The organism is Isoptericola sp. NPDC055881 (assembly GCF_053615895.1).
Genome location: NZ_JBSHCR010000003.1, coordinates 116,657 through 127,826 on the forward strand (window position 1 = coordinate 116,657; position 11,170 = coordinate 127,826).

Here is an 11,170-nt window from a genome sequence, read left to right on the forward strand (position 1 = left end):
TCACTCCTCCGAGAGGCCCGGCGCGGCCGCCGGACGACGCCCCCAGCCGTCCGCGCGACGCAGCCACGGGGTGCGCTCGATCACGGCGGAGAAGCTCACCCGCTCGGAGGCGAGCGTCAGCCCGACGACGGACGCCAGCGCGGCGAGACGCACGGCGCGGGGGGCGCCGAACGCCCACTGCGCGCCGACCAGCGCACCGAGCGCGTTCGCTCCCCCGTCACCGAGCATGTCGCGTTCGGCGAGGTCGCCCGGGGCAGCGACGGCGCCGGCCCCGAGCACCACACCGGTCGTGGCGCCCGTCGCACCGGCGGCGACGGGCAGGCTGAGAGCCGCCGACGCCTTGAGCGCCCGTCCGGGGCGCAGGTCGAGAAGGTTCAGGAGGTTGGCGGTCCCGGCGATCAGCGCCCCGTTCACGGCGACGTCCACGAGATGTCCGGCCAGGCCGCCACGCCGGCGGGTGCCGACGGCGGCTCCGGCCAGCGCGGTCGCGCCGATGCCGAGCACCTTGAGGCCTCCGGTCGTGAGGCGGCCCTCGGCGAGCGCGCCCAGGTGGCCACGCAACCCCTTGACGCGGGTGCTGGTGTCCTCGGCGAGGTCGTCGACGAGCCCGAACGCTGCGGCCCCGGCCGTCGCGACGGCTGTGCCGAGCCGCTCGCGCCCGCCTCCCGCGGCGAGGGTGCCGGCGACGAGCCCGGCGGCCACCGACGGGCCCTCGAGCATGCTCACCGGTTCGCCCCGGTGGTTGGTGCGTGTCCAGCGTGCGGCACCGCCCGGCGGGTCCGTCTCGAGCGCACGACGCGCGAGCGCCGTCCCTGCGGCCGCGGCCGCCGCGCCGCGCAGCGACGCCCAGGGACCGGATCCCGTCAGCCGGCCCATCAGCCGTTCCCCTGGGTCTCGCCGTTCTCGACCACCGGAGGCAGGACGGTCGCGCCGTCCTCGAAGCCGTACTGGTCGACGGTGCCGGCGTCCTGCGCGGCGATCGCGAGCGGCACGACGATCTGCCCGGTCGTCTGCTCGACGCCGCTGACCGTGCTCACCAGCTCGGCCAGCTGGTCGTCGGCGCGGACGGTGGCGACCAGGTCGCCGTCCTGCGTCGTCGGGCCGGCCACCACGGAGGTGCCGGCCACCTGGGCCGACGTGCCGGCGAGCGCCGCGAGAGCGCCCATGCCGGTCTGCTCCGGGTCGGCGTCGGTGGTCTCCTCGCCGTCCTCCGTGCCCGTGCCACCGCCCGACAGCAGCAGGATCGCGTCGGCCGGGGCGCTCGGCTCCGCGACCTGCTCCACGAGCCCCACCTGCTGGAGGAGGTGCTGCTGCTCCAGCGCCGCGTCCGAGAAGGTCCCCACGCCGGGCCCGCTGCCGGTGAGGGCGACCGTGAGCGACGCGGCCAGGAGCTGCGCCGGCCCCGAGTCCTCGTCGATCACGCCGTCGACGGCGTCGGCCGGCAGCTTCGCGCGCAGCCCGTCGGCCACCGTCTCGCGCATGGTCAGCTCGTCCGCCGAGGTCCACGACGCAGCGAGCCGCTCCTGCGCCACCACGGTGGCGTCGGCGGCCTCGAGCTCGTCGAGCACGGCCTTGCGGCTGGCGTCGCTCACCTCGTCGACCTCGACGACGGCCACGTTCTTGCCCTCGAGGGAGCCCGCGACGAGCTGGTCGCCCGCGCTGTCGATGAACTGCCGCTGCTCGTCCGCCGTGGTCCGCGCGTCGCCGAGCTCGTCACGCAGCGTGTTGCGCTCCGTGCGCAGCGCGTCGACCTGCTCGGTGAGCTGGTCGCCCAGCGGTCCCTGGAGCGGGCCGGCGCCGAGGATGATGCCCACCGCGAGGGCGAGGAAGACGGAGATCAGCGAGACGAGGTGGTACCTGAAGTCGATCACGGTCGGCAGAGGTTCCTTCGATGGGGTCGGGACGGGCGGGGTGCGGCAGGGATGCGGGGCTGCGGAACGGCGTCACCCGCCGAAGAGGCTACCCACCCACGAGACGAGGTCGTCGACCCGGGCACCCACGAGGCCGAAGAACGTCTGGCCCGCGGAGGTGGACCACAGGGCCGCGACGACGGCGGCGACGCCCGCCAGCGACAGCAGCGTGAGCTGCAGGTTCGAGATCCGGGTCCGGTACAGCCGGGACACGCCCTTGGCGTCCACCAGCTTGCCACCGACCCGCAGCCGCGTGAGGAACGTGCTGGCCATGCCCGCCCGTCCCTTGTCGAGGAACTCCACCAGCGTGGCGTGCGTACCGACGGCGACGATCAGCTCGGCGCCCTTGTCGTCGGCGAGCAGCATCGCGATGTCCTCGCTCGTGCCGGTCGCGGGGAAGACCACGGGCTGGACGCCGAGGGCCTCGACACGGTCGAGCCCCGGGGCGTTGCCGTCGCGGTAGGCGTGCACGACGATCTCGGCGCCGGACGACAGCGCCCGGTCCGAGACCGAGTCCATGTCCCCGACGATCATGTCGGGCTTCCAGCCGGCGTCGATGATCGCGTCGGCGCCGCCGTCGACGCCGACCAGCACGGGCCGGTTCTCCGCGATGTAGGACCGCAGCATCGCCAGGTCCTCGCGGTAGTGGTAGCCACGGACGACGATCAGCACGTGCCGCCCGTCGAAGCTCGTGCGCACGTCCGGCACCCCCACGCCGTCGAGCAGGAGGTCCCGCTCGCGCCGCAGGTAGGTCATGGTGTTCTCGGCGAAGTGCTCGATCTCGTCCGAGAGACCCTCGCGGGCCGCGGCCATGTCGGCCTCCACCGTCTCCGGTGTCTGCCGGACCCCGTCCGCCACGGTCGTGCCGTCGACGCGGACGGTGCCGCCGTCGACGAGGACGGACGCCCCCTCGGGCAGCGCCATGACGGCCGGTCCGAGGTCGTCGACGAGCACGATGCCGGCCTCGAGCAGGATCCCCGGCCCCGCGTTCGGGTAGCGCCCGGACGTCGACCGTGCGGCGTTCAGCACGGCGGCCGGGCTCACGGCCACGAGGGCGTCGGCCGCGACCCGGTCGATGTCGACATGGTCGATGACGGCCACGTCGCCGGGGCGCAGCCGCTTCGTCAGGTCCTTCGTCCGCGTGCCGACCCGGGCGGGTCCGGTCACGTCGGGGCTGCCGTCGCCGGCGTCAGGGGCGCGCTCGGACTTGCGCAGGATCATTCTCATCGCCCCCTATCGTCCCACGGTGGAGGACTCCAGGAGCTCGACGGCGTGCTGGCGCGCGGTCGCGGACTCCTCCTGCCCTGACAGCATCCGCGCCAGCTCGCGCACGCGGTCGTCGTCCGTGACCTCGCGCACGCCCGTCACGGTCACTCCCCCGTCCTGCCGACCGTCACCGTCGGTGCCGCCGTCGGCGCTCGACTTCGTGACGACGAGGTGGGAGTCCGCGAACGCTGCGACCTGGGCCAGGTGCGTCACGACCACGACCTGCGTGCTGCGGGCGAGCGTCGCGAGCCTCCGGCCGACCTCGACCGCCGCCCGCCCGCCGACGCCCGCGTCGACCTCGTCGAAGACGAACGTCGGGAGGGGTGCCGTGGCCCGCCCCCTGGGCGCCGCCGCGAGGCGGGCCGTGGCGAGCGCCACCTCCACCGCGAGCATGACCCGCGACAGCTCGCCGCCCGAGGCGCCCTTGCCCAGCGGGCGCGCGGGTGCTCCCGGGTGCGGCTCGAGCAGGAAGGTCACCTGGTCCGCTCCCCACGGGCCGGGCTCGTCGGCGGGGGCCACGTCCACCACGAGCCGGGCGCCCTTCATCGCGAGCCCCGCGAGCTCTTCGGTGACGGCGCCCGCGAGCGCCTCCGCGGCGGTCCTGCGACCGGCGGTCAGCTGTTCCCCCGCGGCGGCGAGCTCGGTGTCGAGCTCGACCGTGCGCTCGCGCATCGAGGCCAGCCGCTCGCCGCCGTCGTCCAGGTCGAGCAGGCGCAGCCCGGCGTCGCTCGCCCACCGCAGCACGTCGTCAATCGTCTCCCCGTAGCTGCGGGTCAGCGTGGTGAGCTCCGCGAGCCGGGCGTGCGAGGTCTCGAGGCCTGCCGGGTCCGCCTGCAGGTCGTTCACGTACGCCGACAGGTCGGTGGCGACGTCCGCGAGCAGGTATCCCGCCTCTGCCAGGCGGGTCGCGTGGGCACCGAGCGCGGGGTCGTCCGCGGCCGCAGCCTCCAGCGCCCGCCGCGCCCGCTCGACGGCGGCCACCGCGCTGCCGGCCGTCTCGACGTCGTCCCCGGCCACGGCGTCGTGCGCCTCCTGGGCGGCGACCCGCAGCTGCTCGGCGTTGCCGAGGCGCCCGACGAGAGCCGTGAGCTCGGCGTCCTCGCCCGGTCGCGGGTCCACCCGTTCCACCTCGGCCAGCCCCAGGCGCAGCAGCTCGGCCTCGCGGGCCCGCTCGGCGCCGCGCGCCGTGAGCTCGGCGATCTCCGCGAGCAGCCCGGCACGCTCCGTCCAGGCCGCGCGGTACGCGTCGAGGCGGTCCTGGTGCTCGGGGCCCGCGAAGGCGTCGAGCGCCTCGCGCTGCTTCGCCGACGTGCGCAGCCGCAGCTGGTCGGCCTGCCCGTGCACGGTCACGAGCTCGTCCGCGATCTCGGCGAGCACCGCCTGCGGCACGCCGCGACCGCCCAGGTGCGCACGCGAGCGGCCCGCCGCGGCGACGGTCCGCAGCACGACGACCGTGCCGTCGTCGTCGACCTCCCCGCCGGCCTCGTCGACGCGTGCGGCGACGGCGGGGTGGGCCGCCACGCGCAGGCGTCCCTCCACGACGGCCCCGTCGGCGCCGGGCCGCACGGCGGCGGCGTCCGCCTTGCCCCCCATCAGCAGGCCCAGGCCCGTGAGCACCATGGTCTTCCCAGCGCCCGTCTCGCCCGTGATGACGGTCAGACCGTCCACCAGCGGCACCCGGGCTGCGCGGATCACGCCCAGGTTCTCGATCGCGATCTCCTCGAGCACCTCAGGCCTCCTTGTCCTGCTCGGCGTCCTGCTCGGCGTCGCCCGCGGCACGGGGCGCGCCCTCCGGCTCCACCGGTGCCCGGTGGTCGGGCCGGTTCGCGGCCAGCTCGCGCCAGCCGACCACCGGCAGCGAGAACTTCGAGACCAGCCGGTCGGTGAACGGCGAGGGTGAGAGGCGCGCGAAGCGCAGCGGCAGCGCACCCCGGCGCACCTCGACCCAGGACCCCACCGGCAGGTCGATGCGCCGGCGGCCGTCGCAGGTCAGCACGGCGGGCACGGGGCTGCGCTCGAGCACCTTCACCGTGTACGTGGACCGCGGGCCGATGACGAGCGGGCGGGCGAACAGCGCGTGCGCGGACAGCGGCACCAGGAGCACGCCGTCCACCTCCGGCCACATCACCGGGCCGCCGGCCGAGAACGCGTGCGCCGTCGAGCCGGTCGCCGTCGACATCACGACGCCGTCGCACCCGAAGGAGGACAGCGGACGTCCGTCGACCGCGATCCCCACCTCGACCATGCGCTCGCGCCGCGCCTTCTCCACCGTGGCCTCGTTGAGCGCCCAGCCGGTGCGGGGCGTGGCCTCGCCCGGCAGGTGGACGGCGACGTCGACGACAGCGCGCTCCTCGACCTCGTAGTCGCGCGCGGCGAGCCGCCGCACGGCGTGCCGCAGGTCGTCGCGCTCGCTCTCGGCCAGGAAGCCGACGTGCCCCAGGTTCACCCCGAGCAGCGGGACCCCTGTGCCGTGCGTCAGCTCGGCGGCGCGCAGGATCGTCCCGTCCCCGCCGAGCACCATGACGGCCTCGGACTCCGTGACGCCCTCGCGGGCGCGGGCCGCCGCCATGTGGTCGCCGAAGGACTCGGCGAGGTCGTCGTCGTGCAGGGCGACCTCGAAGCCCGCCTCGGTGAGCTCACGCACCGCTTCCGAGAGCGCGGCCACGGCCTCCGGGCGGCCGCCGTGGGTGACGATGAGGACTCGGCGGCTCACAGGGCTCCTCCGATCAGCAGGACGGGCGGGACGGATGGGGGTGCGTCGGTGGCGGCGGGCTGCCAGGCGACGGCGGCCGCCGCGGCCGCAGTCGCTGCGGCGGGGTCCGGGCCGCCCCCCGTAGCCGGACGGAACCAGCAGAAGTACTCGCGGTTGCCGCTCGGGCCGGGAAGCGGGCTCGGGACGACGGCCTGCGCCGCGAGCCCGTGCTGCGCCGCGGCCCGGACCACGGCACCGACGGCGTCGACGTGCAGGCCGGTGTCTCGGACCACCCCACCGCTGCCCAGTCGGTCGCGCCCCACCTCGAACTGGGGCTTGACCAGCAGCAGCGCGTGCGCGGAGGGCCCGAGCACCGCGGCGAGCGGACCGAGCACCAGGGTGAGGGAGATGAAGGAGAGGTCGCCCACGACCACGTCGGGTGCGCGTTCCAGGTCGGTCGGCGTGAGGTCGCGCAGGTTGAACCCCTCCACGACGGTCACCCGCGGGTCGGCGCGCAGCGCCGGGACCAGCTGGTCGTGCCCGACGTCGAGCGCCACCACGTGGCGCGCACCCCTGCGCAGGAGCACGTCCGTGAAGCCTCCGGTCGATGCCCCGACGTCGAGGCACCACCCGCCGTCGACCGCGCCCAGCAGCTGACGACCGCTCGGGTCGGCCGCGAGCGCGTCGAGGGCACCCGCCAGCTTCCCGCCGGCGCGCGACGCGTAACCGGGGTCGGCAGGGTCGGCCGTCACGGTCACCGGCGTCCCCGCGGGGACCGGCGTGGAAGCTTTGGCGACCACCCGGCCGTCGAGCCGGACCCTGCCCGCGCTGATGAGCTCGGCGGCCTGGCGGCGCGACCGGGCCAGTCCGCGGCGGACGAGCTCGACGTCGGTGCGAGCGTCCGTACGAGACCCCGGCATCACCGAGCCGGTCCCGTGCCGGGGCCGGCGTCGCCCCGTTCCCCCGGTTCCGGCTCGCCGTCGAGGCGGGCGCGCAGGACGTCGTGGACGCGCGCGAACCGCTCGACGTGCTCGCCCACCGGGATGTCGTCGAGGCCCTCCAGCTCCGCGAGCGCACCCGGTACGCCGGCCGGCTGCGGATCGTCGTGCTGCTGCTCGTTCGCCGCCGGGCGTCCACGGTCGTCGTGCGTCGCCGCGTCGCGCGTGGGATCGGGGACAGCGCCTCCAGGCGTCGCCGGATCCTGCGTCATCGTCCCTCCCTGCGGTCGCGGGTCGTGGTCTCGTCGCCGGCGCCTGCCGGGGCCGTGGGGACCGCCGGTCCGAGCGCGGTCGATCGCTCGCGGGCGACGTCACGGTCCGAGGTCCGGGTCCACGCTACCTGCTGGCGCCGACGTCCTGTGCCAGGACGCACAGCCTCCGACCAGGTCGGTCGCGGCCTCGAGGATCACCTCGCCGCACCGCAGCCGAACGCCGGCCTCCTGTCGGTCGCCCGGCGTCGATCGTCGGGTGTCAGGCCTCGAGCTCGGGCACCGTGGTGGCGTCCACGTGGTCGTCCCTGTCCGCCGCCTCCCAGGCGGCGGCGCAGGCGGACCGGATCACGTCGATGCCGTGCGGGCCCCGCCGGTCGAGCTCGAGACGCCCGTCCACGGCACGCGCCGCCCGGTCGCCGCAGGTCCACCAGCCGTCTGCGCCTCGCTGCGGCGCCGGGTGCGGCTCCAGCAGCGCCCGCAGGTCGCCGCCGAGGAAGTCGGGCCGCAACCCGGCATCGGCCAGCACCGCGTCCCGCGCCGACGAGACGCCGGTCAGGACGTGTAGGCCCGGCAACCCGCCCGAACGAGCGCCTGCGAGGTCCGTGTCGAGCCGGTCGCCGATCACCAGGGGCCGCTCCGCACCCGCCCGCTCCACGGCGAGGCGGTACATCGTCGGCGACGGCTTCCCGGCGCTTTCGGGCTGCACGCCTGTCGCCGCCACGACGGCCCCCACGAGGGCGCCGTTGCCGGGTGCGAACCCGCGGGCGGTCGGCAGCGAGAGGTCCAGGTTGCTCGCCACGTGCCAGGCCCCGCCGGCGACGGCGTACGCCGCCTCGGCAAGGTCCTCCCACGCCAGGCCCGGAGCGTAGCCCTGGGCCACGGCGTCCGGTCCGTCGTCCGCCGAGTCGACGATCGTCAGCCCTGCCCGCTCGACGGCCGTCCGCAGCCCGGCCCCGCCCACGACGAGGACGCGAGCGCCCGGCGCGAGCCGCGTGCGCAGCAGGGCGGCACAGGCCTGCGCCGCGGTCATGACCTCGTGGGCGGCCGTGGGGATGTCCAGCCCGGTGAGCTGGTCCGCCACCTCCTCGGGCTCGCGCGACGCGTTGTTCGTGACGAACACGAGCCGCAGGCCGCCCTCCCGAGCGGCGGTCAGGCTCTCCGCCGCGTGCGGGATCGGGAGGTGCCCCCTGTAGGCCACGCCGTCCAGGTCGACGAGGGCGAGGTCGTGCGCCGTCGCGAGCGGGACGTCGCAGCCGGCGAGCGTCGCCGTCATCCCTTCCCCTCGGGAGCGTCGCCCGACCGGTCCTCAGCCTCGGCGTCGGTGAGCCCCGCCGCGATCTCGGCGTCAGCCACGTCCCCAGCGTCTTCGACGTCGTCCGACTGGGCCTGGGGCTCAGCACCGCCGGCCTCGTCAGCGTCGTCAGCGTCGTCAGCGTCGTCAGCGTCGTCAGCGTCGTCAGCGTCGTCAGCGTCGTCAGCGTCGTCAGCGTCGTCAGCGTCGTCGTCGGCTACGTCGGCCACGTCCGCGACACCCGCTGCGTCCTGACCATCCGCGTCGTGCTCGTCCGGGGCCCCGTCGACGACGTCCTCGGGGTCTTCCTCGAAAGCATCTTCGTCGTAGGTGTCGTAGACCACGACGTCGTCCTCGTCGTCCACCACACCGGAGGCGCGCTCCAGCGCCGCGGGGTCCACGCCCGCGAGGAGCGACGCCGCCTCGTCGGATCGCCCGGCCGCCTCGAGCGCGGCAGCACGAGCCTGGAGCACCCGCAGCCCCAGGTCTCCCTTCCGCTCCGCGGCGGGGATCCGGTCGAGCACGGCCAGCGCAGCATCGTGCTCCCCGAGGTCGCTGCGGGCACCGCTCGCCACGATCGCGAGCTCGGTCCTGCCCTCGGCGTCCAACGTGCGCGCTTCCTCGCTCGCCGCGAGGGCCAGGGCACGCTCCGGACGGCCGAGACCACGCTCGGCGTCCGCCATCAGCGGCAGGTGCTCGGACGAGCCGTTGAGCCGCCGCACCGTCCGCAGCTCCCGCAGCGCCTCGGCGAATCGTCCCGTGCGGTAGGCGGCGATGCCGGCGGCCTCGCGCACCACGTCCACGCGCCCTCCGCGGCGGACCGCGGCCTGGGTGTGCTCGTACGCCCGCTCGGGGTCGACGTCGAGGAGCCGCCCCGCCATCACCAGGTGCAGCCCGATGCGCTCGGCGTTCTCCTTGGTGAGGCCACGCAGCCGTCCGCGGACCTCACGCCCGAGCTGGCCCATCGTCGCGTCCTCGGCGATCTCGGGCTCGACGACGCGAGGTCGTCGCTCCGACGCAGCCGCCGGACGGCCTCCCTGCCGCGGCGCTCCGCCGTGGCCCTGGCCTGCCGGACGTCGTCCCTGGCCGGCCCCGGCGGGTCGCCCACCGGTCGACGGGCCACGCGAGCCCTCGCCGCGGTAACCCTGGCGGTTGCCGTCACGACCGTCCCGGTTGCTGTCCCGGTCGCGCCGGTCGGCGTGGCCATGTCCTGCACCGGCGTGCTCACGGCTCTGGCGCGACCTGTCGTCGCGGCCACCTCGCGAGCTCTGGGGGCCGTACCCGCGGTCGTCGCGCTGCTCGCGCCCGCGCTCAGGCCGGTCCGCACCGTACGAACGACCACGGCCACCGCGGTCCTCGCGCTCGTCACGCCCACGCTCAGGCCGGTCCGCACCGAACGAACGACCACGGCCGCCGCGGTCCTCGCGCCCGCGCTCTGGCCGGTCCGCACCGTACGAACGACCATGGCCACCGCGGTCCTCGCGCTCGTCACGCCCACGCTCAGGCCGACCCTCGCCGCGGGGCCGGAACCCGCCCTCGCGACCTGCGCGGGGGTCGGTAGCCCGCGGTCCACCCTGCGCCGGACGCGACCCACGGTCGTCCCGCGACCAGCCCTCGCGGCGCTCACGACGGTCTGCGCCCTGCCCCGCGCCACGGGCCGGACGGTCCCCGCGGCTCGTGTCGCCGTACCGTGCGGGGGCCGACGACCGGGGTCCGCCCCGGCCGTCCTCGCCGCGCCGCCGGTCGTCCGCACGGTCACGCCGGTCGGAGCCGGACCACCGCTCGCGGTCGTCCGAACGCGGACGCCCCCCAGCACTTCCCTGGGTGCCGCGACCGGACGCACCACGGCTCTCGCCGCGCGACCGCTCACCGGACCCGCTCCCGCCCCGGGGCCCCGCGCCTCGTCCGCCGTCGGACGAGCGCGAACCCCATCCACCGTCGCGTGCTCCCCCGCGAGAGCTCGCGCCACGCGAGGACGACGAGCGACCGCCCGCACCACCCTTGTTCTCGTCCCGCGGTGAATCGTTCACGGTATTCCTTCCAGACGCCGACACGAGCCGTATTCTCCCACGCCACCCCCGACTCGGACCGCCGAGATGCCCCGAAACGCGTGTGACAGCGGGCACCGCCTTCCTCCACACAGGCCGGCCGGCCAGCGCCCCGGGTGCAGCGTCAGGGCGACGACAGAACCGGCGACCCGCCTCACCGCGAAAGGGAGAGGGGAACGTCTGTCCGACCGGCAGGCGAGCGGCCCCGCTCCCCCTTGACGGACCGGACTCCTCCAGGCCCCGCTGCCGGCACTGGCCCCCACCCGACCGCTGAAGCTGCGGCTGCGGCTGCGGCTGCGGATGCGGCACCTGGCGGCATGCGGGTCTGAGGGGCGAGACGGCGGCAGGGCACGCGCACGGCGAGCACGACGAGCCGGGTGCCAGGTGCGGTGCCTGTGGTGGGCGACGGCCCGGGGTTCTCGGTGTGGGGGCTGGGGTGGTGTGGGGGTATGCGAAAGGCCCACCCCGTGGGGGTGGGCCTTTCGTGAATGGGTGTCCGGCGGCGTCCTACTCTCCCACCCCCTCTCGAGGGCAGTACCATCGGCGCTGAAGGGCTAAGCTTCCGGGTTCGGAATGGGACCGGGCGTTTCCCCAACGCTATGACCGCCGTAACAGTGTCGAGTTGTCAGGGTCACCCCGCATCCCCTACCCCGCGTACGGGGTGGGTGGGGTGGTGCCCGTTTCTCGGGAACCGCATAGTGGACGCGTAGCATGATTGACCAACGGTGTTGGTATGTGTGTGAAGTTGTTGGC

General features: G+C 75.5%; 9 protein-coding genes and 1 rRNA gene. All 10 read right to left on the reverse strand.

Annotated features, from left to right (window positions below; genetic code table 11):
• A complete protein-coding gene (locus ACWGKI_RS01890; protein WP_452184222.1) occupies window positions 1-876 on the reverse strand; it encodes a hypothetical protein in 876 nt (291 codons plus the stop codon).
• Window positions 876-1,871 carry a copper transporter gene (locus ACWGKI_RS01895; protein WP_380240879.1) on the reverse strand — a complete coding sequence of 332 codons (996 nt, stop codon included), beginning with the start codon at window positions 1,869-1,871 and terminating at the stop codon, window positions 876-878. Before ACWGKI_RS01895 ends, ACWGKI_RS01890 begins: the two co-directional genes overlap by 1 nt.
• A gap of 72 nt (window positions 1,872-1,943) precedes the next feature.
• Window positions 1,944-3,137 carry a putative cytokinetic ring protein SteA gene (gene steA / locus ACWGKI_RS01900; RefSeq protein ID WP_380240877.1) on the reverse strand — a complete coding sequence of 398 codons (1,194 nt, stop codon included), beginning with the start codon at window positions 3,135-3,137 and terminating at the stop codon, window positions 1,944-1,946.
• A gap of 6 nt (window positions 3,138-3,143) precedes the next feature.
• Complete coding sequence (gene recN / locus ACWGKI_RS01905; RefSeq protein WP_452184225.1) at window positions 3,144-4,904, reverse strand: DNA repair protein RecN; 1,761 nt, start codon at window positions 4,902-4,904, stop codon at window positions 3,144-3,146.
• Between the two features lies 1 nt (window position 4,905).
• Window positions 4,906-5,889 carry an NAD kinase gene (locus tag ACWGKI_RS01910; RefSeq protein WP_452184227.1) on the reverse strand — a complete coding sequence of 328 codons (984 nt, stop codon included), beginning with the start codon at window positions 5,887-5,889 and terminating at the stop codon, window positions 4,906-4,908.
• Window positions 5,886-6,788: a TlyA family RNA methyltransferase gene (locus ACWGKI_RS01915; RefSeq protein ID WP_452184229.1), complete on the reverse strand. Its 903-nt coding sequence runs from the start codon at window positions 6,786-6,788 to the stop codon at window positions 5,886-5,888. Before ACWGKI_RS01915 ends, ACWGKI_RS01910 begins: the two co-directional genes overlap by 4 nt.
• Window positions 6,788-7,078, reverse strand: coding sequence for a hypothetical protein (locus tag ACWGKI_RS01920; RefSeq protein ID WP_452184231.1), 291 nt, complete (start codon window positions 7,076-7,078; stop codon window positions 6,788-6,790). Before ACWGKI_RS01920 ends, ACWGKI_RS01915 begins: the two co-directional genes overlap by 1 nt.
• Window positions 7,079-7,337: 259 nt before the next feature.
• Window positions 7,338-8,351: an HAD-IIA family hydrolase gene (locus ACWGKI_RS01925; protein ID WP_452184233.1), complete on the reverse strand. Its 1,014-nt coding sequence runs from the start codon at window positions 8,349-8,351 to the stop codon at window positions 7,338-7,340.
• Entirely contained in the window at window positions 8,348-9,334 is a 987-nt protein-coding gene (locus tag ACWGKI_RS01930; RefSeq protein ID WP_452184235.1) for a hypothetical protein, read from the reverse strand. Before ACWGKI_RS01930 ends, ACWGKI_RS01925 begins: the two co-directional genes overlap by 4 nt.
• Before the next feature lie 1,577 nt (window positions 9,335-10,911).
• Window positions 10,912-11,028 (reverse strand): 5S ribosomal RNA (rrf, locus tag ACWGKI_RS01935).
• Window positions 11,029-11,170: the final 142 nt, after the last annotated feature.

What these genes read in the sequence shown, in the direction of transcription:
- ACWGKI_RS01915 (WP_452184229.1), bottom strand. Translation starts at nt 6,788, where the DNA reads ATGCCGGGGTCTCGTACGGACGCTCGCACCGACGTCGAGCTCGTCCGC.
- ACWGKI_RS01925 (WP_452184233.1), bottom strand. Translation starts at nt 8,351, where the DNA reads ATGACGGCGACGCTCGCCGGCTGCGACGTCCCGCTCGCGACGGCGCAC.
- ACWGKI_RS01890 (WP_452184222.1), bottom strand. Translation starts at nt 876, where the DNA reads ATGGGCCGGCTGACGGGATCCGGTCCCTGGGCGTCGCTGCGCGGCGCG.
- ACWGKI_RS01930 (WP_452184235.1), bottom strand. Translation starts at nt 9,334, where the DNA reads ATGGGCCAGCTCGGGCGTGAGGTCCGCGGACGGCTGCGTGGCCTCACC.
- ACWGKI_RS01920 (WP_452184231.1), bottom strand. Translation starts at nt 7,078, where the DNA reads ATGACGCAGGATCCGGCGACGCCTGGAGGCGCTGTCCCCGATCCCACG.
- steA (WP_380240877.1), bottom strand. Translation starts at nt 3,137, where the DNA reads ATGAGAATGATCCTGCGCAAGTCCGAGCGCGCCCCTGACGCCGGCGAC.